The following is a 24,193-nucleotide window of genomic DNA, read 5'->3' as shown; positions in this document are numbered from 1 at the left end:
TGGTGTACTCGAGGCCATCGGCGTCAACCGGCGACAAGGAGTGACATGGCGTTCTCGGAGAAGCAGCAGGCGGTCCTGCGCAAACCGGCCTTCGGGCACGTGGCCACGCTCGGCCCGGACGGCTCCCCCCAGTCCAGCCCCGTGTGGATCGACTGGGACGGCGAGTTCCTCAGGTTCAGCCAGACCACGACGCGGCAGAAGCTCCAGAACCTCAGGCGCGACGGCAGGATCTCGATCTCGGCCACCGACCCCGACGACCCCTACATGTACGTGGAGGTCCGCGGCGTGGTCGACCGGGTGGAGGGGGACCCGGACAAGGCATTCATCAACGAGATGGCGCAGAAGTACCTCGGAACCCCCTACCCCTGGGACAACCCCGACGAGGAGCGCGTCATCGTCTGCGTCCGGCCGGAGCGCTTCGTCGGCCGCTAGCACACGGGCGCGGCCCCCTCTCCCGGCGGGGCCGCGCCCTCCGGCGCGCGCGGTCGCCGTCCCGGGGGATACTTGTGGGAAACTTTGCATGGGCTGCAAGGATCGACCTTGTACGGGAGAGGACCATTGGGGCTTCGCGAACGCAAGAAGCAGGCCACGCGCCGTGCCCTCCAGGACGCGGCCGTCCGCCTCACGCTGGAGCGCGGCCTGGAGAACGTGACCGTCGAGGAGGTCGCGGCCGAGGCCGACGTCTCCACCCGGACGTTCTTCAACTACTTCGCCACCAAGGAGGACGCCCTCCTGGGAGAGGTCCCGCGGCGCCCCGACGAGGACATGCGCAGGCAGTTCGCGGAGGGCGGCCCCACCGGTGACTTCGTCGAGGACCTCATCACCATGCTGATCGCGTTCCTGGTCAGCACCGACGACCTCGACACCCAGCGCGACGACATGCGCCTGCGCAAACAGCTCATGGACCGCGAGCCCCAGCTCGTGCCCAGGATGCTCGCCCGCTTCCACACCGTGGAGATGGAACTCGCCGCCACCATCGCCGAGCGGACCGGTGTCCCCGCCGAGGACGACCGCTCGGTCGTGGTCGCGGCGGCGGCCATGGCGGTGATGCGCCACACCATGAGGCGTCTGCGCTTCTCGGAGAACGAGGAGGCGTCGGACGTCCGCGCCAGCCTCCGCACCGACTTCCGCTTCCTGGGCGAGGTCTACGGGAGGCCCGGGCCCGCCGACTGACCGAGGCCTCCGCCCAAGCCCTCGCCCGACCCCCGGGGCCGGACCCCGGCCGGGCCGCCGGGCCCGCCGCCTCGGGCGGCACGGTCCGCGCGTGCCGGTGTGCTCCACGCCTCAGGGCAGGGCCGGAACGCCGCGCACCCCCGCCCGCGTCCAATCCCCGCGGGGCGCGTCGGCGCCCCGTGCCCGGCCCCTCCGGGGGCTCGGGGGGATGTCAGGGGCCGCCCAGGGCTGTCCCGGATGGGAATCGTCGTCAGGAGCGGGCAGGGTGGAGACATGAACCAGAACTTCCAGAGCAAGCGCTTCCGACGCAGTGGGAGCGACCGCTACCTCGCCGGCGTCTGCGGGGGGATCGCCGAGTTCCTCAACGTCGACTCCACGCTGGTCCGCCTGGTCTTCGTGGTCCTGACGGCCCTCGGGTTCAGCGGCGTCTTCGTCTACATCCTGGCCTGGCTGATCATGCCGGCCGAGAACGAGAAGCGCTCCTTGCTGGAGCAGATCATCCGCAACTTCCAGGGAAAGCCGAGCCAGAGCTGATGTGGACCCTCAGAGCACAACCGGGCTGGAAACGACGCGAGCTGCGCACCCCGCGAGAGGAACGCGAGGTCGACCAGACCCGCGAAGCCCCCGCGGAGTGCGGCGAGGAGCGCTAGGGGCACGGTGCGCCGGGGGTCCTAGGCACCGTCCCCGGTCGCGTTCATCCGGTCGATGGTCTCACCGGCCATCCGCGTCCACGGCAGGGCCAGGAGCAGCGCGCAGACCACGCCGAGGGCGCCGGCCGCGGCGATGACGACACCGGTGCCGAACTTCTCGGCGAAGAAACCGGCGACCAGGATGCCCACGCCCTGAGCGGCCTGGAGCCCGGCCGCGACCAGGCCGAAGGCCAGACTGCGGCCCTCCTTGGGCACGCACAGCACGAACGCCGCGTTGGCCACGAACTGGTAGGAACCCGCCACACCGCAGAGCGCGAGGGCGGACACCATCAGCCACAGCGGCGGTTCGGTCAGCCACAGCAGCAGCGGCGCCGAGGCCAGTACGGCCAGCGGGCCGAGCAGGCGCATGCGGACGGGCGGCGGGACGAACCGGGTCAGGACGAACCCGCCGACGAACCCGCCGATCGCCGAGCCCGCCATGATGAACCCGGCCGCCGCCGCCCCGGCGCCGATCTCCTCGGCCATCGGGTTGGCGAGTCCGTAGGGGATGCCGTACAGGCCGGCTAGCCAGGCGAGCAGGGCCAGGGTGCGCAGCCTGCGGTCGGCGAAGACCAGCTTGGCCCCGTCGCGGGTCATCGCGACGAACCCCGGGCGGTCCGACCGTTCCCCGCGGGGGGCCGGGCGCGCGGCCACGCCCAGCAGCACGACGAGCGCGGACAGCACGAAGAGGACGCCGGTAGACATCACGGCGATGTTCGGGCCGATGGCGGCGACGATCAGGCCGCCGGCGACCAGTCCGGCGAGCATGCCCAGCTGTGAGGTGAGCTGGATGATGGCCGTGCTGGCGACGTAGCGCTCGCCCTGGACGATCTCGGCCATCATCGCGGCGCGGGCCGCGGCGAAGGGGACCGACGGCACCACCGAGCAGAAGAGCAGTATCCAGACGGCCCAGATCGGCATGCCGGGGATGCCGATGAGCACGATCACGGCCGCGCGCGCGAGGTCGCAGGCGATCATGACGCGGCGGCGCGGCAGGAGGTCGGCGAGCCCGGAGATGAGCGGGCTGATGACCGGGGGCAGGAAGGTCAGGGCCAGGGTGACGCCCGCGGCCAGCGCGGAGCCGGTGATCTGGAAGACGAGCACGCTGGTGGCGATGTTCAGCAGGTTCGTGCCGATCACCGAGAGCGCGTGGGCGAGCCAGACGGACCGGAACTCGGCGATCGCCATGACGTCGCGGTAGCTGCTCCGCCAGTCGTCGTTGTCGGGGGCGCTCGAAGGCTCGTGGTCTCCGTTGTCAGGTGTGTTGTCGAGGCGCGGATTGGCCACCCGGCACTCCCTTACTGTTACAGGGTTGTAATCACTCTGTGTCGTGTCCCAATAACCAACAGTTCCGGATGGTGAGCTTCGTCGCAAGCCGTTTGGGGAAATTCGTGTCTGATTCGTTGCTGTGGGTAAGGAATGCCAGGTGGATTCGTCCATGTTGTCAGGTCGCCTTGGACGGATTGTTTCCACTGCTCGCGGCGCGTGCGCGCGGAGTCGTGCTGCCGCCCCGGAATGTTGTCGATGAGCATAATGTGGATCCACATGTGCGAAGAGTGACGAAAAGCGTGGTTCGAAGGAGGCCGCGGCCCTGGGGCGAGGGGCCGGGGGAGGACCGGGCTCAGCCCCAGCCGAGCTCGGTCAGACGGGAGTCGTCGATTCCGAAGTGGTGGGCGATCTCGTGGACCACTGTCACGAGCACCTCCTCCACCACCTGCTGGGGAGTCTCGCAGAAGGCGCAGATGTTGCGCCGGTAGATGAATATCTGGTCCGGGAGCACGCCGAAGTAGGAGTCGCCCCGCTCGGTCAGCGGGATGCCCTCGTACAGGCCCAGCAGTCCCTCCGGCGACTCGTCCTCGACGGTGATCACCACGTTGTCCATGAGCTGTGCCAGCTCGGGCGGTATCTGGTCGAGGGCGTCGGCGACCAGTTCCTCGAAGTCCCTGCGCGTCAGTTCCACCACACCTGCCATTGTGCGGCCTCGCCGCGACGTGCCGGAAGCGACATAACACTCTCGAAGGGGAGGAAACACGGGAACGCTTCCCCCGGAGGGGCATGATGGGGGTGTGTTGTCTTGGGAAGCGATCCGCGGATACGACTTTCGCGGAGCCCTCCGACGGCTCCGCGGCACCTTCGACCGGCTGCGCTCCGGCCGCGCGTGGCGGTGGGGGTGCGTCGTCGTGGCGGGCCTGGTCGGCGGCTGGCTGGGCCTGGCCCTGGGCGGCCAGGTGGTCACCCCCATCGGCCCCGCGGACGTCACGATGAGCCTGAGTCCCCAGTGGCGGGGTGAGACGGTCGTCGACGTGGCCCCGCTGGGGCAGTTGGCCTTCGACACCCACAGCGCCCCGATCAAGCTGGAGGCGAGGATCTCCAACATCCGGCTGTCCGCGGCCGAGGAGGTGTTCGCCGACCCCGAGGCGATCAACCGCATGGCCGCGGGGATCGGCGCCGACCTGCGCGCCGGTGTGATCGGCCTGCTGGTGCGCGCGGTGATCGCCGCGGCCCTGGGGGCGGCACTGGTGGGGCTGCTGCTCTTCCGCAACGTGTGGCGGGCCCTGGCCAGCGCCCTGGTGTCGCTGGGAGTGCTCGTGGCCTCCGGGGCCGTGGCGGCCAACACCTTCAACCCCAGCGCCATCGCCGAGCCGCGCTACACCGGGCTGATCGCGGGCGCCCCGCAGGTGGTGGGCAGCGCGGAGGAGGTGGTGGGCCGGTTCAGCCAGTACCAGGAGCAGTTGGCGGGGCTGGTCGGCAACGTCGCGATGATCTACGAGGCGACATCCACCCTCCCCGTGTACGAGAAGGACGAGTCCGTCATCACCGTGCTGCACGTGTCCGACATCCAGTTGAACCCGGCCTCGTGGAGCATCATCCGCACGCTCCGGGAGCAGTACGGGGCTGACATGGTCGTGGACTCGGGAGACCTCACCGACCGGGGGAGCGCCGCCGAGGACGCGTTCGCCGAGGAGATCGGCGATCTGGACGTGCCGTACGTGTGGGTGCGCGGCAGACACGACTCCACGGGGACGCAGCGCGCGGTCGCGGCGCAGGAGAACGCCGTCGTGCTGGACGGTGAGGTCCAGGAGGTGGGCGGCCTGACCTTCTACGGTTCGGGGGACCCCCGCTTCGTCCCGGACGCGACCCGGCTCAACCCCGACGCCTCCGAGGTGGCCGCCCGGGGCGAGGAGGAGGCCGAGAAGGTGGTGGACTCCCGCGAGGACGTGGACGTGGTCGTCATGCACACGCGCACGCAGGCGGAGGCCTTCGACGGGGTGGTGCCGCTGGTGCTGACGGGTGACGACCACCTGAGGTCCACCGAACTGACCGACCAGGGCACCAGGTTCCTCGTACAGGGGTCCACCGGAGGGGCCGGCCTGCGGGGACTGGACCACGGCCCCGGCCGCCCGACTCCCTACCAGGCGTCGGTGCTGTACTTCGACGCCGAGACCGGGCGCCTCCAGGCCCGCGACGACATCGACCTGGGCGGCGTCGGGCTGACGTCGGCACAGGTCGAGCGACACATCGAGACCGACCCGCAGCGCCCGGTGGGCGAACCCTCCGAGGATCCGGAGGAGGAAACCGAGGAGGAGGCCGAGGAGGAGGCCGGCGACGGGCAGAGGACTCCCTGACCCGTGCGTCACCGCAGGTGGAGGAAGCGGCGACCGGCCGCGCTTATCACTTTGGTGTTGGTTGCGAATCTCCCCTATGCTTGACGTGTCACACGGGCCCCCATCGTCTAGCGGCCTAGGACGCCGCCCTTTCAAGGCGGTAGCGCGGGTTCGAATCCCGTTGGGGGTACGAGGCGGTTCGAGGACTCCCGGACATCTGGCAGAATGGGAACCGCAGCGAGAGCACAGGGCCTGAGGCCCGGTGCGACAACCGAACAAGGTCCTGTGGAGCAGTTAGGAGTGCTCGCCACCCTGTCAAGGTGGAGGCCGCGGGTTCAAATCCCGTCAGGACCGCCGTCGCCGAGAGATCGGCGAGTGCGGCTAGGTAGCTCAGTTGGTACGAGCGTCCGCCTGAAAAGCGGAAGGTCGGCGGTTCGACCCCGCCCCTAGCCACTCCAGGCAGACATGCGAAAAGGCCCCGCCACCTGCGGAAGCAGGCGGCGGGGCCTTTGCGTTGGTCGGTGGTCGTCGGTGGACGGCTGCGGTCCCCGGTGGGTGTCCACGGCCAATGCGCGGCCACGTTCGAGCGCCTGCCCACACCGCCGGAGGCGCGGTGAAGATCCCTGTGGAGCTAATCGGTACCCAGGTCACGCGAACGGCCTTCGACCATCAGGTCGGGATCACCTTCACCGGTCACGGCCCCGGCGGCCGGGTCCGTCTCGACGGCGAACTCGCCATCGAAACCACGTTGTCCCTGACGGACGCGGGTGGAAGGCAGGTCGCACTGACCCCGGGGACCGGTACCTGTCTGGCTCCGTTGCTCGGCCTGTTCGCCAGGACCGTCGCCGGAGTCGGGATCACCGGGCGCCGGACCCTGCGCCTTGTCTTCGACGACGGTACGTGGCTGAGCGCCGTCCCCGACCCGGACTACGAGTCGTGGGGTCTCACCGGCGTCGGACCCGACCCCGTCCTGGTGGGTCCGGGCGGGGAAGCCGACTGACGGCGCTGACCGTCAGAGGCGCGGGCTCCTCGAAGGGCGCGGCCCCGCTCCGGGCGGGGGGTGACGCCGACCACGGCGCACGCGGGGCTCCTCGGGTAGTGTCCGGACCCGTGAGCCACGTGACCGCAGCCGACGGAACCCGTATCTGGTACGACGCCCTCGGACAGGGCGACCCGCTCCTGCTCCTCAACGGGCAGTCCCTCGACCACGAGATGTGGGACGGGGTGCACGCCGACCTGGCCCGGCGCCACCGGGTCGTGCGGATGGACTTCCGGGGGACCGGCGGCAGCGACGCGCCCCTGGACGAGCCCTACACCTTCGGCCTGTTCGTGGAGGACGCCCTCACCGTCCTGGACGCCCTGGACATCTCCCGTACGCACGTCTACGGGTTCTCCATGGGCGGGAAGGTCGCACAGACCTTCGCGGCCACCCGGCCCGGACGCCTCGGCGCGCTCGTGCTGGGCTCCACCGCGCCGGGCGGGAGCAACGAGGTCGAACGCCCGAGGTCGGCCACCCTCGCGCTGCGCCGGGCCAGTACGGCGGAGGGGCGCGACCTGGTCGCCGAACTCTTCTACGGTCCCGAGTGGGCCGCGGCCCACCCCGACACGGTCGACCGCGTCCTGCCGCGCGGGCCGCTGCGCGCCCAGCGCCTGCACTTCGGCGCCAGCGCGGGCTACGACGGGTGGGACCTGCTGCCCTCCGTCCAGGCGCCGACCCTGGTCGTGCACGGTGAGGACGACGTCCTCACCCCGGTCGGCAACGCCGCCCTGCTGGCGGAACGCGTCCCCGACGCCCGACTGCTGGTCCTGCCGGGCATGCGCCACGGCTACCTGCACGAGGACGCGGCCAAGGCCACGCGCGAGGTGCTGGACTTCCTGGCGGAGCACCCGCTCCCCGCGCGGGACTGACCGGCGGCGTCGAAGGACGGGACCGGTCGGCGGGGTCCGAGACCTGGGCGCAGCCGCTCCCGATGACCGGTACCGCCGACCGCGCGCTACGGAGCGGGCGGGCCCGGCGGGAAGTCGCTGCGCAGCCTGTCCAGCATGCGGCGGTCGCGCTTGGTCGGCCTTCCGGCACCCCGGTCGCGCCGGATGACGGGAGCGGTCGCCTGCGGAGGAGGCGTCGGCGTCCTGTCGGTGTAGCAGCGCGCGGCGATCGGCGCGCTCACGCGCTTCTCGATGACATGGCCCACATCGACCGTGCGCGTGGTCCCGTGCAGCCGGACCCGCACCTCGTCGCCGACCTTGACCGCGGTGGCGGGCTTGGCCGGGCGGTCGTTGACGCGCACGTGCCCGCCCCGGCAGGCCTGGGCCGCGTCAGAGCGCGTTTTGGTGAGGCGTACGGCCCACAGCCAGCGGTCGACCCGGGTGCTCTCCGGGCCCGACGGCAGGGGCGCCGAGAACTCGTTCACGCCGGTTCCCTCCACTCTCCTGGGCGTTTCCCGCCACTCTAGGCGGCCGCCGGTACGAAGCACTCCGGAGTCGCGCTAGAGTTGTTCATGCAGCGAGGTCCTGTGGAGCAGTTAGGAGTGCTCGCCACCCTGTCAAGGTGGAGGCCGCGGGTTCAAATCCCGTCAGGACCGCATGATGGAGGCCCGGTGTCGAAAAGACACCGGGCTTTCGGCGTTCTGCGGCCGACACGGACACAGAAGGGCATGAGGGACCTTGGGTTACCGGTACGCCGTCGAGCGGACCGACCACTCGGCCCTGGCTAGCGGACACGTGCTGCGGTCCGCGCCGGGCTTTCCGGGCTTTCCGGTGCGGCTGGCCAGTGAGCTGTTCCAGCGCGCGATGGTGCACACCGGAGGGGAGCCCGTCCGCCTGTGGGACCCGTGCTGCGGCAGCGGGTACCTGGCGACGGTGCTGGGCCTGCTCCACCGCGACCTGCTCACCGGCGTCCGCGCCACCGACGTGGACGCCGACGCGGTCGCCCTGGCCGCGCGCAACCTGCGGCTGCTGAACGCCGAGGGGCTCACCGAACGCGAGGATGAGCTGCGCCGCTCCGCCCGCGACTTCGGCCGCGTGGCCTTCGTGGAGCGCGCCGAGGCCGCCCGGGACCTGGCGGCGGGGCTGGCCGCGCAGGGAGGCGACCTGCCCCACGAGGCGGCCGTGGCCGACGTATTCTCCCTGGAAGAGGACGTGGCAGCCGACCTGGTGGTGACGGACGTGCCCTACGGCGAGATGACCAGGTGGGAGGGGGACGTCCCCGGCGGCGCCGGGGAGCCGATGCGGGGGCTGCTGGCCTCCCTGGGCCGGGCGCTGCCCGACCACGCCGTCGTGGTGGTGACCGCCCGCACCCGGCGGGTCGCCCTGCCCGAGGGCGTGCGCGCGCTGGAGCGGGTGAAGGTGGGCAACCGGGCCGCGGTGCTGGTGCGCGCCCGCGACATCGCGCACTGAGCCGGGCCGCCGGAACCGTTGCCGGTGTGACAACGGGTTCCTGACCCGCGGCGGTCTGCCCGTAGTCGTAGGCCAGCGTCAGCAGCGTCGGCAGGTAGGTCGAGAAGGCCACGAAACCGCCGAAGGCGACCGCGTACAGCAGCGACGCCTGCCAGGTCGCCCGCAGCCGCACGGCCGCTCCCATGCGCGGCAGGGCGGGCTCCGTGCGCGGCCGCCACTCCGGGGAGTCCCGGCACACCAGCCACGTCACCACGCCCATGGCCGCCAGCGCCGCGCACAGCAGCAGGTGGGTGGTGAACAACCCCACCGTGTCCACCAGCCAGGGGGTGAGGAAGGACGACAGGGCGGTGCCGCCCATCCCCGCGCCGAACACGCCCGTCGCGAACCCGCGCCGGTTCGCCGGGTACCAGGCGTTCACGAACGGGATGCCGACCGCGAACGACGTGCCCGCGACACCGAGGACGAAGCCCCACAGCAGCAGCATTCCGTAGGAGTCGCCCGAGACGCCCACCAGGAACGTCGGCACGATGCTCGCGAAGCACAGGACCGTGAACATCAGCCGCCCGCCGTAGCGGTCGGTCAGCGCGCCCACGGGGATGCGCCCCAACGCCCCCACCAGCACCGGGAAGGCCACCAGGACCGAGGTCTGCGTGGGTGTCAGCCCCAGGTTCTCGGTGTAGGTGCGCGACAGGGGCCCGATGAGGTTCCACGCCCAGAAGGTGAGCGTGAACGCCGCCGTGGCCAGCGCGAGGTTGCCGCCCGCCGTGCCGCGGTGCGACACCCTTTTTCCCGATTCCGTGCGCATATGCGCATTCCTTCCTCCGCCGTTCCAGGCGATTGTCACCCGATCCGGTGTGGGATGCGCATTTCTCGCGCCGGAGAAGGCATATTTGTTGGCGGAATGCAGCGGGTTCTGGCCCGGTGTCCCCGCTCGGGGCCAAGGAACGGTAAACGGGGTGTTGTCCGTATGGCGGCGGAAAGCAAAAAAGGAGGCGCGGGGAACGCCCTCCTCGCGCTGGGCAACCACCTCACCCGCTCCGAGCCTCTGGACGGCGACCGCGCCCAGGTCAGGAAGGGCGGCCGCCGGGGCGACTCCTTCTACCGCGACCGGTGGAGCCACGACCGCGTGGTCCGTTCCACGCACGGCGTTAACTGCACGGGTTCGTGTTCCTGGGACGTCTACGTCAAGGACGGAATCATCACCTGGGAAACGCAGGCCACCGACTACCCGTCGGTCGGCCCGGACCGCCCCGAATACGAACCGCGCGGATGCCCGCGCGGCGCCGCCTTCTCCTGGTACACCTATTCGCCCACCCGCGTCCGCTACCCCTACGCGCGCGGCGTCCTCGTGCGGATGTACCGCGAGGCGCGCGCCCGTCTGGGCGACCCGGTGGCGGCCTGGGAGGAGATCACCACCGACCCCGACAGGCGCGCCCGCTACCAGCGGGCCCGGGGCAAGGGCGGGCTGGTCCGGATCACCTGGGACGAGGCCCTGGAGATCGCCGCCGCCGCGCACGTGCTCACCATCCGCAGGTACGGACCGGACCGCGTCGCCGGGTTCTCGCCGATCCCCGCGATGTCGATGGTCTCCCACGGCGTGGGCGCGCGGTTCGTGAACCTGCTCGGCGGCTCCATGCTGTCCTTCTACGACTGGTACGCAGACCTGCCCGTGGCCTCGCCGCAGGTGTTCGGCGACCAGACCGACGTCCCCGAGTCCGGTGACTGGTGGGACGCCGCCTACCTGGTGCTGTGGGGTTCCAACGTCCCCGTCACCCGCACCCCCGACGCCCACTGGATGGCCGAGGCCCGCTACCGGGGCCAGAAGGTGGTGGTCGTCTCCCCGGACTACAGCGACGCCACCAAGTTCGCCGACGAGTGGCTGGCGCCCCACCCGGGCACGGACGGGGCCCTGGCGATGGCCATGGGGCACGTGATCCTCAAGGAGCGGTTCGTCGACCGCACCACGCCGCGCTTCGACGACTACGTGCGCCGCTACACCGACCTGCCGTTCCTGGTGGCCCTGGACAGCCGCGGAGGCCGCCTCGTCCCCGGCAAGTTCCTCACCGCCTCCGACCTGGGGGACACGGGGGAGAACGCCGAGTGGAAGCCGGTGTTCTGGCCCGAGGGCGAGGACGCGCCCGTCGCGCCCAACGGCACCGTCGGCCACCGCTGGGGCGGGGCCGGGGCCGGGCGGTGGAACCTGGACCTGGAGGGCCGCGTCCCCGCCCTCACCCTCTACGCGGAGGGCGGGGAGGCCGCCGAGGTCGCCCTGAACCGCTTCGACACCCCCGGCGGCACGGCAGGGGTCCTCACCCGCGGCGTTCCGGTCCGCAGGGTCGGCGGACGCCTCGTCACCACCGTCTTCGACCTGGTCCTGGCCCACTACGGTGTGCACCGGCACGACCTGCCCGGCACCTGGCCCACCGGCTACGACGACGCCGCCGAGCCCTGCACGCCGGCCTGGCAGGCCGAACTCACCGGGGTCCCCGCCGACCGTGCGGCCCGCATCGCCCGCGAGTTCGCCGCCACCGCCGAGGAGTCCGGCGGCCGGGCCATGATCATCCTCGGCGCCGGCACCAACCAGTGGTTCCACGGCGAGAACGCCTACCGCGCCTTCCTGTCCCTGCTGCTGCTCACCGGCTGCCAGGGCGTCAACGGCGGCGGCTGGGCCCACTACGTCGGCCAGGAGAAGTGCCGCACCTCCTCCGGCTGGGCCGCGTTCGCCTCCGCCGCGGACTGGACCCGGCCGCAGCGCTTCATGGCCGGGACCTCCTACTGGTACCTGCACACCGACCAGTGGCGTTACGACACCTACCGCGCCGACGCCCTCGCCTCGCCGCTCGGTCCGGGACGGGTGCGCGGCCAGCACACCGCCGACCTGGTCGCCGCCTCGGCCCGCATGGGGTGGATGCCCTCCTACCCGACCTTCGACCGCAACCCGACCGAGCTGGGACGCGAGGCGCGCGAGCGCGGGCAGGACCCCGCGGAGTACGTCGCCGACCAGCTCCACAGCGGTGACCTGCGCTTCGCGGCCGAGGACCCGGACGCCCCCGCCAACTGGCCCCGGGTGCTCACCGTGTGGCGGTCCAACCTGTTCGGCTCCTCGGCCAAGGGCAACGAGTACTTCCTCAAGCACCTGCTCGGCACGCGCTCCAACCTGATGGCCGAGCCCGCCGGGCCCGCGGACCGGCCCGCCGACGTCACCTGGCGCGAGGAGGACCCCGAGGGCAAGCTCGACCTGCTGCTGTCCATCGACTTCCGGATGACCAGCACGACCCTGCTGTCCGACGTCGTGCTGCCAGCCGCGACCTGGTACGAGAAGTACGACCTGTCCACCACGGACATGCACCCCTACGTGCACTCGTTCAACCCGGCCATCGACCCGCCCTGGGAGACCCGCACCGACTTCGACGCCTTCCACGCCCTGGCGAAGGCGTTCAGCGCGCTGGCCGCCGACCACCTGGACGAGGTCACCGACCTGGTGGCCGTGCCCCACCAGCACGACACCCCCGGCGAGCTGGCCCAGCCGCACGGCGTCCCGCCGGACTGGAAGGCGGACGGCGCGCGGCCCGTCCCCGGCCGGACCATGCCCGCCGTCGTGCCCGTGCGCCGCAACTACTCCGAGGTCGCGCAGAAGCTGGCCGCCCTGGGACCGCTGGCCGAGGCCAAGGGGCTGCCGGTCAAGGGCGTGTCCTTCACCCCGGACCAGGAGGTGGAGTGGCTGCGCCGGCGCAACGGCGCCGTCCGGGGCGGGGTCGCCGACGGCCGCCCCTCCCTGGACACCGACGTCAAGGCCTGCGAGATGATCCTGGCGCTGTCCGGCACCAGCAACGGCCGTCTGGCCGCGCAGGGCTTCCGACTCCTGGCCGAGCGCACCGGCACCGACATGGACGAGCTGATCCACCGGGCCGCCGAGCGCCGTGTGGTCTTCTCCGACGCGAGCCGGGGCCCCACGACGCTGGGCTCCAGCCCGGAGTGGTCGGGCAAGGAGGCCCCCGACCGCCGGTACTCGCCGTTCACCGTCAACGTCGAGCACGACAAGCCCTGGCACACCCTCACCGGCCGCCAGCACTTCTACCTCGACCACGACTGGATGCACGAGTTCGGCGAGGCCCTGCCCGTCTACCGGCCGCCGCTCGACATCAGCCGCCTGTTCGGCGAGCCCCGCCTCGGCCCGACCGGCCAGCGCGAAGTGGTCGTGCGCTACCTGACCCCGCACTCCAAGTGGTCGATCCACTCCGAGTACCAGGACAACCTGCTGCTCCAGACCCTCTCCCGCGGCGGTCCCACGATCTGGATGAGCCCCGCAGACGCCGAGGCGATCGGCGCCGCCGACAACGACTGGGTTGAGGCGGTCAACCGCAACGGCGTGGTGGTGGCGCGGCTGGTGGTCTCGCACCGGATGCCCGCCGGAACCGTGTACATGTACCACGCCCAGGAGCGCACCATCGACGTGCCCAAGTCCGAGACCACCGGCAGGCGCGGCGGCATCCACAACTCGCTCACGCGCCTGCTGGTCAAGCCCACCCACCTCATCGGCGGCTACGCGCAGCTCTCCTACGCCTTCAACTACCTCGGCCCGACCGGCAACCAGCGCGACGAGGTCACCGTCGTGCGCAAGCGGACCACGGAGGTGCGTTACTGATGGCACGGGCCCACGGCGGCGGGGGCGGGGCCGGCGGCTCCGGAGGGGAGCGGCCGGTCGGCAGGGTCATGGCGCAGGTCGCCATGGTGATGAACCTGGACAAGTGCATCGGCTGCCACACGTGCTCGGTCACCTGCAAACAGGCCTGGACCAACCGCGGCGGCGTCGAGTACGTGTGGTTCAACAACGTCGAGACGAGGCCCGGCCAGGGCTACCCGCGCACCTACCAGGACCAGGAGCGCTGGAAGGGGGGCTGGGTCCTCGACGCCAGGGGGCGGCTCAAGCCCCGCGCGGGCGGGCGGCTCAAGCGGCTGGCGACCATCTTCGCCAACCCGGTCATGCCCTCCCTCCAGGACTACTACGAGCCCTGGACCTACGACTACGAGACGCTGACCAACGCGCCCCTGGGCGACGACTTCCCGGTGGCCGAGCCCCGGTCGGCGCTCACCGGCGAGCCCATGAAGGTCAGCTGGAGCGCCAACTGGGACGACGACCTCGGCGGCGGACCCGAGCTGACCCGGCGGGACCCGATCGTGCGCAGGCTCGGCGACAAGGTGCGGTTCTCCTTCGAGGAGACCTTCATGTTCTACCTGCCGCGCATCTGCGAGCACTGCCTCAACCCGTCGTGCGTGGCGGCCTGCCCCAGCGGCGCCCTGTACAAGCGGGTCGAGGACGGCATCGTCCTGGTCGACCAGGACCGCTGCCGGGGCTGGCGCATGTGTGTCACCGGCTGCCCCTACAAGAAGGTCTACTTCAACCACAAGACGGGCAAGGCCGAGAAGTGCACGTTCTGCTACCCGCGGGTCGAGGTGGGCATGCCCACCGTCTGCTCCGAGACGTGCGTGGGGCGGCTGCGCTACCTGGGAGTGGTCCTCTACGACGCCGACCGGGTCCGCGAGGCGGCGTCGGTGGCGGACGAGAGGGACCTGTACCGCGCCCAGCTCGACGTGTTCCTCGACCCCTCCGACCCGGCGGTGCGCGCCGCGGCCCGACGCGACGGCATCCCCGACCGCTGGGTGGAGTCGGCCGCCCGTTCGCCGGTCTACGCGCTGGCCAAGCGCTTGCGGGTGGCGCTGCCGCTGCACCCGGAGTACCGCACGATGCCGATGGTCTGGTACGTTCCGCCGCTGTCGCCGGTGGTGGACGCGCTCTCCTCCACCGGGCACGACGGAGAGGACGCCGACAACCTCTTCGCCGCCATCGACACCCTGCGCATCCCGGTCGAGTACCTGGCCGAGCTGTTCACCGCGGGCGACACCGGCCCCGTGGAGCTGGCCCTGCGGCGGCTCGCGGCGATGCGCTCGTACATGCGCCGGATCAACCTGGGCCGGGAGCGCGACGGCTCCATCGCCGCCTCCGTCGGGATGACCGGCACCGAGATCGAGGACATGTACCGGCTCCTGGCCCTGGCCAAGTACGACGAGCGCTACGTCGTCCCCACCGCATACGGGGTGGACGAGGCCGACCGCGGGGTCATCGACGAGATCGGGTGCAGCCTCGACTTCGAGGGCGGTCCGGGCATGGGCGGCATGGGCGGGGGAGCGCCCTTCGGCGAGGCCTCCGGACAGCCCCGGGCGGCGACCGTGGAGAACTTCCACGCCCTGCGCTCCCGCCAGACCAGCGACTCCCGGGCGGACACGAGCGGCAGGGTCAACCTCCTCAACTGGGACGGCAACGGCCGCCCGGCAGGGCTCTTCCCACCCCGACGGGGTGGTGACGACGACGGCGGCGGCGAGTCCGCGCCGCCGAGGAGGGGGAGAGGATGAGCACCACCGCTGACGCCGACGGAGCGGGCGGGACGGTAAGGAGCGGCACCGGGTGGCTGGGGGAGGCGCGCGCCATCCGCCGGGCGCACCGCGTGGCGGTCACCCACCAGGCCGCCTCGGTCCTGCTCGGCTATCCCGACCAGGCGTTCTTCGAACGCCTTCCGCTTGTGGCCCGCGCGGTCGCCGAACTGCCGAGGGGAGGGGTGCGCGCGGCGCTCCAGGAGTTCTGCGACCACGCCTCCACCGTCTCCGAGCTGGAGCTGTGCGAGCACTACGTGGACGTGTTCGACCTGCGCAGGCGCCGGACCCTGCACATGACCTACTACACCGACGGCGACACCCGCCGCAGGGGGCACGCCCTGGCCGAGGTCAAGCGCGTATACGCCGAGGCCGGGTGGCGGGTGGAGAACCGCGAGCTGCCCGACCACCTGGCGGTGGTCCTGGAGTTCGCGGCCCGGGGGGACGCGCGCGCGGGCGAGGCCCTGCTGCTGCGCTTCCGGCCGGGCCTGGACCTGATGGCCCGGACCCTGCACGACCACGGCACGCCCTACGCGCGGATCGTGGACGCGGTCCGCATGACCCTGCCCGCCCGGGAGCGCGGGGACCTGGAGGCCGTGCGCAGGCTCGCGGCCCAGGGGCCGCCCGCCGAGGACGTGGGCTTGGAGCCGTACGGCGTGCGGGCGCCGCAGCCTCGGACCGAGGCCCCCGGGTACGAACGGGAGGAGCGGTGAACGGGTACGGCGCGCTCGACCTGCTTCTGTGGGGCGTCCTGCCCTACGCGGTCCTCGTCCTCGTGGTGGGCGGCCTCGTCTGGCGGTACCGGTACGACCGGTTCGGCTGGACGACCCGCTCGTCGGAGCTGTACGAGTCCAGGCTGCTGCGGATCGGCAGTCCGCTGTTCCACACCGGCCTTCTCCTGGTGATCGGCGGCCACGCGGTGGGACTGCTCGTACCCGAGGGCTGGACCCGGGCTGCGGGGGTGTCCGACACCGTCTACCACGTCACCGCGCTGTCGCTCGGGCTCGTGGCGGGGGTGTGCACGCTCGGCGGGATCGCCCTGCTGATCTGGCGCCGCCGCACGACGGGTCCGGTGTTCAGCGCCACCACGCGCAACGACAAGCTCATGTACCTGGTGCTGGTCCTGGCCATCGTCACCGGGCTGGGCATGACCGCCTACTTCGCCGGGGTGGAGGTGGCGGGCGGGCGAACCCAGGACTACCGGCGGACGGTGTCGCCGTGGTTCCGCTCCATCTGGGTGCTCCAGCCCGACGTCGCGGCGATGTCCGCCGCCGAGGCACCGTACAAGCTGCACGCCCTCGTCGGCCTGGGGCTGTTCGCCCTGCTGCCCTTCACCCGCCTGGTGCACGCGTTCAGCGCGCCGATCGGCTACCTCTTCCGTCCCTACGTCGTCTACCGCACGCGGGACCGGTACCCGACCGCCGCGGGACAGGCGGAGCGGTCCGCCCGCCGGGGCTGGTGACCCGGCCGCCCGCGCGGCGCGGTCCTGCGAGCGGTCCGGCCCCCGGTCCGCCCCGGTCACGGGCGGTGACCGTGCGACCGGGGTGTGCGCGGCGGTTATGTGTGGGAACGTGGTCATTGGCCCGCGCACACCGTGTGCGCGAACACGGGGAGTGGGAGAGAGTGCCATGGACCTGACGGTCGTCGACGTGCCGGAACGCTCGCGCTACGAGGTGAGCGCGGACGGGGCGGTGGTGGGGTTCTCCGCCTACCACCTGATCGACGAGGGCGTGTACGCCCTGCCGCACGTGGAGGTCGACCCCTCCTTCGAGGGCAAGGGTGTGGCGAGCCGCCTCATGCGCGACTCCCTGGACCACATCCGGTCGCGTGGGCTCAAGATCGTCCCGATCTGCCCGTTCGCCCGGGCCTACCTGGAGAAGAACCCGTCCTACGCGGACCTGGTCCACGAGGGCTGAGCCGGCGGCTCCGCGCGGGGCCCTCCGGGGCGGCTCCGCCGACCGGGGGCCCGGATAACGGGGACATCACCATCCGGGCACGGCGCGTCCCGGATGGTGATTACGCATGCTTCACGGGTATGTGGGACCGGTTGTCCTTATCCGGAGCAAAAGGAGCCCCTCCCGTGTTAGTCGCAGACGCGGCACCCACCCTCGACGCGCGCCTCACCGACGCCATCGCGACGTTCAACAACGACTTCTTCTGGGCCTGGGTCCTGATCCCGCTGCTCGTGGTGGTGAGCCTCTACCTCACCGTCCGGACGGGAGCCGTCCAGTTCCGGATGCTCCCGGAGATGTTCCGGGTGCTCAAGAGCAAGCCCGAGACCGCCCCCGACGGGGGCAAGGCCGTCTCCTCGCTCCAGGCGTTCATGATCTCGGCCGCGGCCCGCATCGGCACCGGCAACATCGTCGGCGTGGCCGTCGCCATCTCCCTGGGCGGCCCGGGCGCCGTCTTCTGGATGTGGGCGATGGCGCTCGTGGTGTGCGCGGCCAGCTTCGTCGAGTCCACCCTGGCCCAGCTCTACAAGGTCAGGGACTCCACCGGCTACCGGGGCGGACCGGCCTACTACATGGAGAAGGGCCTGGGCCAGCGCTGGATGGGCGTACTCTTCGCCGTCGTCCTCATCCTGACCTTCCCGATGGTCTTCAACGCCGTGCAGAGCAACACCATCGCCGGGGCCGTCACCAACTCCGCCGAGAGCATGAACGTGGACGCGGGCCTGGGGCTGTCGGCCGCTGTCGGGGTCGTGCTCGTCGCGGTGACCGCGATGGTGATCTTCGGCGGCGTGCGCAGGATCGCCAACACCGCCCAGGCCCTGATCCCGGCCTTCGCGCTGATCTACCTCATCATGGGCCTCATCATCGTGGGGATGAACTTCGAGCGCGTCCCCGGCATGTTCGCGCTCATCTTCGAGCACGCCTTCGGCATCCGCGAGTTCGCCGCCGCCGGTCTGGGCACGGTGATCATCCAGGGCGTGCGCCGGGGCATGTTCTCCAACGAGGCGGGCCTGGGGTCCGCCCCCAACGCCGCGGCCAGCGCCTCCGTCACCCACCCCGCCAAGCAGGGCCTGGTGCAGACCCTCGGCGTCTACTTCGACACCCTCGTGGTCTGCTCCGTCACGGCCTTCATCATCCTCGTCGGCTACGAGGGCGGCTCCGAGCGCGAGCTGGAGGGCGACCTCACCCAGATCGCGGTCACCGAGGCGCTGGGCCCCTGGGCGCTGCACCTGATGACGCTGATCATCCTCCTGGTCGCGTTCACGTCGGTGCTGGGCAACTACTACTACGGCGAGTCGAACGTGGAGTACCTGACCGCCGACCGGCGCGTCATGCTCGGCTACAAGATCGTCTTCCTCGTGGCCAGCTTCCTCGGCTCGCTGGGCTCGATCGACCTGGTCTGGACGCTGGCGGACACGACCATGGGCATGATGGCGCTGATCAACCTCGTGGCCATCGCACCGCTGGCCGCGATCGCGGCACGGGTGCTCAAGGACTACAACGACCAGCGGCGCCAGGGCATCGACCCCGTGTTCACGCGGGACCGGCTGCCCGACCTGCGCGGCGTGGAGTGCTGGGAGCCGAGGGAGAGGGAGGCGGCGGCGGAGGCCGACCGGGTCTGAGGGCCGCGGGACTGTGCCCGCGCCGCACCGGGCCCCGAGCCGTGCCGCGCTCCGGCCGGGGTTCTGAGCCGTCCGCGGGTGGGGCGGGGGAGTACGCATCCCCCGCCCCACCCGCGTCTTCAAGGGGGTCATTCGATTACAGAACCCACCAGGTAAGGCTTTTCAGTGCATCTGTGTTCTTTCGGTCACGGCGAATAATCGCTAGTGTGCTGGATCACAGTTGTGGCGGCCCGTGTGTCTCGTCGAGGGAGTCCGATGTCCACCGTCTCAATCGAGCCCGCCACCGCCGAGCGGTGGGAAGACCTGGAGAACCTGTTCGGACCGACCGGAGCCTACGGGCACTGCTGGTGCACCTTCTTCCGGAGGCGGGCCAAGGACCACACGGCGAGCACCTCCTGTGACCGCTCCCAGCGCGGTGTGGACAACAAGGAGGAACTGCGGCGCCTGACCCTGGACGGGCGGGTGCCCGGCCTGCTCGCCTACGACGAGGGCGGCCCCTGCGGGTGGGTGTCCGTGGCCCCCCGGGAGGACTTCATCCGGCTGTCCCGGTCGCGGTCCCTGCGCCCGGCCGACCCCCGCGAGCCCGGCGTGTGGTCGCTGGTCTGCTTCTGGCTCCCGCCCCGTCGGCGCAGGCGCGGTTTGGGCAGCCGCCTGCTGGACGGGGCGATCGAGTACGCCCGGGCCAACGGCGCCCGTGTCCTGGAGGCCTATCCGGTGGACACCGCCGGAGGGCGTGCGCCCAGCGCCGAGGTCTACACGGGAACGGTGGAGATGTTCCGGCGGGCCGGGTTCACGCTGAACAACCACCACGCGAGCGAACGCGTGGTCGCCCGCCTGGAACTCAAAACCGAGTAGTACCCGCCCCCTCTTCGCCCTTTTCCCGGTCCGTCCCCACCCCCCGTCCCCCTTCCAGCTTCCGGCAGCTCCGCCGCGCGCGGTCCGGTGCACCCGCCGCCCCGCTCTCCGGTCCGAACACGGGCCGCCCCCGGAGAACGGGGGGAGGGTATCCGGACCGCCCGCCGGGGCGCCGAACGCCTCCCCGGCCCCCGTGGCCGCAGCCCGAGGTCCCCGCGCGTCGCGTACGGGGGCCTTCGTCGTTTCCCGGGCGGCGCGCTCGGCGGACATTTGACAGCATCATACCCCCAAGGGGTATGTTGAGTGCATCGGAGACCGGCCCCAGGAGGGCCGGTACAGCACACATGCCCCAGGAGGCGAAATGGCTGCCACCAGCACCGCTGTTTACACCGTTGACGGCATGAGCTGCGGACACTGCGTCAACTCCGTCACCGAGGAGGTCGGCGGGGTCGCGGGGGTCACCGACGTCAAGGTCGACCTCGACAGCAAGAAGGTGACCGTCACCAGCGACGGCCCGGTCGACGACGCGTCGGTCCGCGCCGCCATCGACGAGGCCGGATACGAGGTGCGCGGCTGACGCGCACACCGGCCCCGCGGTCCGGACGGGAGCGGCGCACCGCCCTCCCCGGCCCGCGGGGAAGTTCCGGCGCACGGGCGGGACGCCCGACCGCGCCGGGCTCCGGGGCCCTCCGGCACCGGAGCACAGGACCGTCCACGAGAGCACGGGGACGTCACGGAGGACCGAGGAAGGGCTATGAGCAGCAGCGCAGCCGCGGCGGGCCGGGCCGACACCGCACCGGTCGAACTGGACATCGGCGGCATGACCTGTGCCGCCTGCGCCAACCGGGTCGAGAAGCGGCTCAACAAGCTCGACGGGGTCACCGCCACCGTCAACTTCGCCACCGAGAGGGCCCGCGTCTCCTTCGACGGCGCGCCCACCCCGGTGGAGGACCTCGTCGCCCAGGTCGAGAAGGCGGGCTACACCGCCACCGTCCCCCGGGCCGAACCCGAGGCGGCCGAGGCCGCCGCGGAACCCGCCGACCCCGCCCGCGCGCTGCGCGACCGGGTGACCGTCAGCGCGGTCCTGTCGGTGCCGGTCATCGCGATGGCGATGATCCCCGCCCTGCAGTTCACCTACTGGCAGTGGGCCTCGCTGACCCTGGCGGCGCCCGTCGTCGTCTGGGGCGCGCTGCCCTTCCACGTCGCCGCCTGGAAGAACCTCAGGCTGGGCAGCGCCACCATGGACACGCTGGTCTCCCTCGGGGTGTCGGCGGCGTTCCTGTGGTCGCTGTACGCGCTCTTCCTCGGGACCGCGGGCATGCCGGGGATGACCCACCCCTTCGAGTTCACCGTCGCCCGCGGCGACGGGTCGGCCGACATCTACCTGGAGGTGGCCGCCGGGGTCACCACCTTCATCCTCCTCGGCAAGTACTTCGAGGCCCGCTCCAAGAGGCGGGCGGGCGCCGCCCTGCGCGCCCTGCTCGAACTCGGGGTCGGGGAGGCCACCGTCCTGCGCGGCGCGGACTCCCGGCAGGAGCCGGTGCCCGTGGACCGCCTCGTCGTCGGCGACCGCTTCCTCGTCAGGCCGGGGGAGAAGGTGGCCACCGACGGCGTGGTGGAGGAGGGCACCTCCGCCGTGGACGTGAGCATGCTCACCGGCGAGTCGGTGCCGGTGGAGGTCGGGCCCGGAGACTCCGTGGTCGGCGCGACCGTCAACGCGGGCGGGCGCCTCGTCGTGCGCGCCACCCGGGTCGGCTCGGACACCCAGCTCGCCCAGATGGCTCGCCTGGTGGAGGAGGCCCAGAACGGCAAGGCCGAGGTCCAGCGCCTGGCCGACCGCGTCTCCGGCGTCTTCGTCCCGATCGCCATCCTCGTCGCGCTCGCCACGCTCGTCGTCTGGCTCGTGCTGGGGGCGTCCGCCCCGGCCGCCTTCACCGCCGCGGTCGCGGTGCTCATCATCGCCTGCCCGTGCGCCCTGGGCCTGGCCACGCCCATGGCCCTGATGGTGGGCACCGGGCGCGGCGCCCAGCTGGGCATCCTCATCAAGGGCCCGGAGGTGCTGGAGGACACCCGGCGCGTGGACACGGTCGTGCTGGACAAGACCGGCACCGTCACCACCGGCCGGATGACCCTGACCGGTGTGTCCACCGCCGAGGGCGAGGACGAGGAGGAGGTCCTGCGCCTGGCCGGGGCCCTGGAGAACGCCTCCGAGCACCCCATCGCGCGGGCGGTAGCGGCCGGGGCCGCCGACCGCGTGGGCCCGCTCCCGTCCCCCGGGGACTTCGCCAACGCCGAGGGCCTGGGCGTCCGGGGGACGGTCGGGGGCCGTGCCGTCGCCGTCGGCCGGGTCGCGCTGCTGGAGGAGGACGGCGCCGTCCTGCCCGAGCGGCTGGCCGCCGCCCTCGCCGAGGCCGAGGCGCAGGGCCGCACCGCCGTGGCGGTGGGCTGGGAGGGCCGCGTCCGGGGAGTGCTGGTGGTGGCCGACACGGTCAAGCCCACCAGCGCCGAGGCCGTCCGCAGGTTCCGCGAGCTGGGGCTCACCCCGATCCTGCTCACCGGGGACAACCGCGCGGTGGCCCGTACGGTGGCCGACCGGGTCGGCATCGACGAGGTGATCGCCGAGGTCCTGCCCCGCGACAAGGTCGAGGCCGTGCAGCGGCTGCAGGGCGAGGGGCGCACGGTGGCGATGGTCGGCGACGGGGTCAACGACGCCGCCGCCCTGGCCCAGGCGGACCTGGGGCTGGCGATGGGCACTGGGACGGACGCGGCCATCGAGGCCAGCGACCTGACCCTGGTGCGCGGCGACCTGCGCGCCGCCGCCGACGCCATCCGACTGTCCCGCAGGACCCTCGGCACCATCAAGGGCAACCTGTTCTGGGCCTTCGCCTACAACGCGGCCGCGATCCCGCTGGCGGCGGCGGGGCTGCTCAACCCCATGATCGCCGGAGCCGCCATGGCCTTCTCCAGCGTCTTCGTCGTCAGCAACAGCCAGCGGCTGCGCAGGTTCCGCCCGCTGGCGGGGGACGGGGCCGCCGACCGGGCCTCCTGACCGGCGTGCCGGAGAACGGCGGGGGGAGGGGCGCGGGGAGCGTCCGCGCCCCTCCCCCCGGTTCGTGGAGGCCGTCTCGGCCGCGAGGGGCCCTCCGCCCCGGCGGAGGAAGCGAGGGCGGGCCTCGCGCCCGTCCGGGCGGGCCGCTAGGGTTGCGCGACGCCGTGCCCGTACCCGATCCCCCAGCCGAGGTACCCGTGTCCTCCGGATGTCCCCGAGCCGCGCTGCGCCGCGGCGAGCCGCACCCCGACCCCTACTCCGTGTACGCCCGGATGCGCGCCGACCACGGGCCCGTGGTCCCGGTCGAGATCGAATCCGGCGTGCACGGGTGGCTGGTCACCGACTACGCCACCCTCATCTCCTGGTCCCGGGACACCACCGCGTTCAGCCACGACCCCAGGCTGTGGCGCGACCTCACCGAGGGGCGGGTCGGCCCGGGCTCCGCTCTGGTGCCGATGCTGGCCCCCCGGGCCAGCGCCCTGTACGTCGACGGCGCGGAGCACGAGCGCTACCGAGGGGTCGTCACCGACGTCCTCGGCGGCGTCGGCGCCGAACGCCTGCGCCGGACCGCCAGCCGCTACGCCGACCGGCTGATCGACCAGTTCTGCGCGCGGGGGCGGGCCGAACTCCTCGGCGAGTACGCGCGCGTGCTGCCGTCGCTGGTCATGAACGACCTCTTCGGCCTCGACGAGGACCAGGGCGCGCGCTTCGCCGCCGCCGTGCGAGACCTGTGGCTCGGCGTGGACGCGCACAGGTCCGGCGCGGAGGCCGAGCGGGTGCTGTCGGAGGCGGTGGCGGCCAGGCGCCGCGAACCCGCGGACGACCTCACGACGCGGATGATCCGGCACCGCGCCGCCCTCAGCGACGAGGAGGCGGTCATGCAGCTCCTGCTGGTCGCCGCCGCCAACGAGCCGACCGCGCACCTGATCGACGCGGTCCTGCGCGCCTGCCTGACCGGCCCCTCCGGGCCCGGCACGCCCCCGCCCTCAGAGGCTTCCCTGGCCGAGACCCTCGACCGCGTGCTGTGGCGGGACCCGCCGATCACCAACTTCCCCGTTCTCTACCCGCGCGTGGACGTGCCCCTCGCCGACGGCCGGGTGATCGTGGCCGGGACCCCCGTGCTGATGGCCTTCGCCGCCGCGAACCGCTTCTTCGCCCTGGAGAACGCCGAACGGATGGAGGAGACCGCCAACCGGGCGCACGTGGCCTGGGGAGCGGGGCCGCACCGGTGCCCCGCCATCGAGGAGGCGACCACCGTCGTCGCCGTCGCGGTGCGTGTCCTGCTCACCCGCCTGCCCGGGCTGCGCCTGGCCGTGCCGCCCGACCGGCTGCGCTGGCGGCTGTCGGCCCTGTCCTGGTCCCCCGTCCGGCTCCCCGTCGAGTTCACCCCGCGGGAGCCCCCGCCCAGCGGGCCCGAGGAGGC

20 protein-coding genes, 4 tRNA genes and 1 pseudogene are annotated in these 24,193 nt (G+C 72.1%); 21 read left to right on the top strand and 4 right to left on the bottom strand.

The annotated features are described in order from the left end of the window. Positions 1–45: 45 nt before the first annotated feature. The 3 genes from ABD54_RS04110 to ABD54_RS04100 all read left to right on the top strand — a co-directional run bounded on the left by ABD54_RS04110 (position 46) and on the right by ABD54_RS04100 (position 1,707). Positions 46–432 (top strand): PPOX class F420-dependent oxidoreductase, encoded by a 387-nt coding sequence (locus tag ABD54_RS04110; RefSeq protein ID WP_047868074.1) that lies wholly within the window; start codon positions 46–48, stop codon positions 430–432. Positions 433–558: 126 nt separating this feature from the next. Then, a complete protein-coding gene (locus ABD54_RS04105; RefSeq protein ID WP_047868073.1) occupies positions 559–1,173 on the top strand; it encodes a TetR/AcrR family transcriptional regulator in 615 nt (204 codons plus the stop codon). Between the two features lie 273 nt (positions 1,174–1,446). Next, positions 1,447–1,707, top strand: coding sequence for a PspC domain-containing protein (locus ABD54_RS04100; protein ID WP_047868072.1), 261 nt, complete (start codon positions 1,447–1,449; stop codon positions 1,705–1,707). A gap of 137 nt (positions 1,708–1,844) precedes the next feature. Here the strand turns inward: ABD54_RS04100 and ABD54_RS04095 are convergent, their stop codons facing one another. Together ABD54_RS04095 and ABD54_RS04090 are read right to left on the bottom strand one after the other, a co-directional pair. Further along, entirely contained in the window at positions 1,845–3,149 is a 1,305-nt protein-coding gene (locus tag ABD54_RS04095) for an MFS transporter (RefSeq protein ID WP_047868071.1), read from the bottom strand. A gap of 334 nt (positions 3,150–3,483) precedes the next feature. Next, a complete protein-coding gene (locus tag ABD54_RS04090; protein WP_047868070.1) occupies positions 3,484–3,834 on the bottom strand; it encodes a metallopeptidase family protein in 351 nt (116 codons plus the stop codon). A gap of 97 nt (positions 3,835–3,931) precedes the next feature. Here ABD54_RS04090 and ABD54_RS04085 point away from each other — a divergent pair, with 97 nt between their 5' ends. The 6 genes from ABD54_RS04085 (at position 3,932) to ABD54_RS04060 (ending at position 7,375) form a co-directional block, all read left to right on the top strand. Next, on the top strand, positions 3,932–5,488 hold the full coding sequence (locus ABD54_RS04085) for a metallophosphoesterase (RefSeq protein WP_047868106.1): 1,557 nt from the start codon (positions 3,932–3,934) through the stop codon (positions 5,486–5,488). Between the two features lie 96 nt (positions 5,489–5,584). Continuing rightward, positions 5,585–5,657, top strand: a tRNA-Glu gene (locus ABD54_RS04080). Between the two features lie 89 nt (positions 5,658–5,746). Then, a tRNA-Asp gene (locus ABD54_RS04075) sits at positions 5,747–5,821 on the top strand. A gap of 25 nt (positions 5,822–5,846) precedes the next feature. After that, positions 5,847–5,920: transfer RNA gene (locus ABD54_RS04070), tRNA-Phe, on the top strand. 172 nt (positions 5,921–6,092) lie between these two features. Continuing rightward, positions 6,093–6,467 carry a DUF6188 family protein gene (locus ABD54_RS04065; protein ID WP_235431971.1) on the top strand — a complete coding sequence of 125 codons (375 nt, stop codon included), beginning with the start codon at positions 6,093–6,095 and terminating at the stop codon, positions 6,465–6,467. A gap of 110 nt (positions 6,468–6,577) precedes the next feature. Further along, positions 6,578–7,375, top strand: a complete 798-nt coding sequence (locus ABD54_RS04060; protein ID WP_047868068.1) for an alpha/beta fold hydrolase — start codon at positions 6,578–6,580, stop codon at positions 7,373–7,375. An 86-nt stretch (positions 7,376–7,461) separates the two neighbouring features. On the opposite strand, the gene ABD54_RS04055 is transcribed toward ABD54_RS04060, so the two are convergent. Further along, positions 7,462–7,878 carry an RNA-binding S4 domain-containing protein gene (locus ABD54_RS04055; protein ID WP_047868105.1) on the bottom strand — a complete coding sequence of 139 codons (417 nt, stop codon included), beginning with the start codon at positions 7,876–7,878 and terminating at the stop codon, positions 7,462–7,464. A 96-nt stretch (positions 7,879–7,974) separates the two neighbouring features. On the opposite strand from ABD54_RS04055, the gene ABD54_RS04050 reads away from it, so the two are divergent. Then, positions 7,975–8,049 (top strand) — tRNA-Asp (locus tag ABD54_RS04050). Positions 8,050–8,131: 82 nt separating this feature from the next. After that, complete coding sequence (locus ABD54_RS04045; RefSeq protein ID WP_047868067.1) at positions 8,132–8,863, top strand: rRNA methyltransferase; 732 nt, start codon at positions 8,132–8,134, stop codon at positions 8,861–8,863. 43 nt (positions 8,864–8,906) lie between these two features. On the opposite strand, the pseudogene ABD54_RS26980 reads toward ABD54_RS04045, so the two are convergent. Further along, positions 8,907–9,668, bottom strand: a pseudogene (locus tag ABD54_RS26980) (nitrate/nitrite transporter); the annotation flags it as partial. Positions 9,669–9,830: 162 nt separating this feature from the next. Between ABD54_RS26980 and ABD54_RS04035 the strand changes: the two are divergent. From ABD54_RS04035 to ABD54_RS03990, 10 genes are all read left to right on the top strand, one after another. Further along, a complete protein-coding gene (locus tag ABD54_RS04035; RefSeq protein ID WP_047868065.1) occupies positions 9,831–13,508 on the top strand; it encodes a nitrate reductase subunit alpha in 3,678 nt (1,225 codons plus the stop codon). Next, the gene (gene narH, locus ABD54_RS04030) at positions 13,508–15,274 is read left to right on the top strand and encodes a nitrate reductase subunit beta (RefSeq protein WP_047868064.1); all 1,767 of its coding nucleotides are present in this window, start codon (positions 13,508–13,510) and stop codon (positions 15,272–15,274) included. The genes ABD54_RS04035 and narH overlap by 1 nt, the downstream gene beginning before the upstream one ends. After that, complete coding sequence (gene narJ / locus ABD54_RS04025) at positions 15,271–16,005, top strand: nitrate reductase molybdenum cofactor assembly chaperone (protein ID WP_047868063.1); 735 nt, start codon at positions 15,271–15,273, stop codon at positions 16,003–16,005. The genes narH and narJ overlap by 4 nt, the downstream gene beginning before the upstream one ends. Next, positions 16,002–16,754 (top strand): respiratory nitrate reductase subunit gamma, encoded by a 753-nt coding sequence (gene narI / locus ABD54_RS04020; protein WP_047868062.1) that lies wholly within the window; start codon positions 16,002–16,004, stop codon positions 16,752–16,754. The genes narJ and narI overlap by 4 nt, the downstream gene beginning before the upstream one ends. Positions 16,755–16,920: 166 nt before the next feature. After that, positions 16,921–17,208, top strand: coding sequence for a GNAT family N-acetyltransferase (locus ABD54_RS04015; protein WP_047868061.1), 288 nt, complete (start codon positions 16,921–16,923; stop codon positions 17,206–17,208). Positions 17,209–17,372: 164 nt separating this feature from the next. Further along, positions 17,373–18,866, top strand: a complete 1,494-nt coding sequence (locus tag ABD54_RS04010; protein WP_047868060.1) for a sodium:alanine symporter family protein — start codon at positions 17,373–17,375, stop codon at positions 18,864–18,866. Positions 18,867–19,121: 255 nt separating this feature from the next. Then, entirely contained in the window at positions 19,122–19,721 is a 600-nt protein-coding gene (locus tag ABD54_RS04005; protein ID WP_047868059.1) for a GNAT family N-acetyltransferase, read from the top strand. 361 nt (positions 19,722–20,082) lie between these two features. Then, a complete protein-coding gene (locus ABD54_RS04000) occupies positions 20,083–20,298 on the top strand; it encodes a heavy-metal-associated domain-containing protein (RefSeq protein ID WP_047868058.1) in 216 nt (71 codons plus the stop codon). Positions 20,299–20,475: 177 nt separating this feature from the next. Then, positions 20,476–22,770: a cation-translocating P-type ATPase gene (locus ABD54_RS03995; protein ID WP_047868057.1), complete on the top strand. Its 2,295-nt coding sequence runs from the start codon at positions 20,476–20,478 to the stop codon at positions 22,768–22,770. A 260-nt stretch (positions 22,771–23,030) separates the two neighbouring features. Further along, positions 23,031–24,193 (top strand): cytochrome P450 (locus tag ABD54_RS03990; RefSeq protein ID WP_047868104.1); only part of this gene is annotated, 1,163 nt, incomplete at its 3' end.

This window comes from Nocardiopsis sp. RV163, from assembly GCF_001029525.1.
GTDB lineage: Bacteria > Actinomycetota > Actinomycetes > Streptosporangiales > Streptosporangiaceae > Nocardiopsis > Nocardiopsis dassonvillei.
Note: the sequence above shows the minus strand (reverse complement) of the source record. Positions and strands in the feature narration are given on the sequence as shown.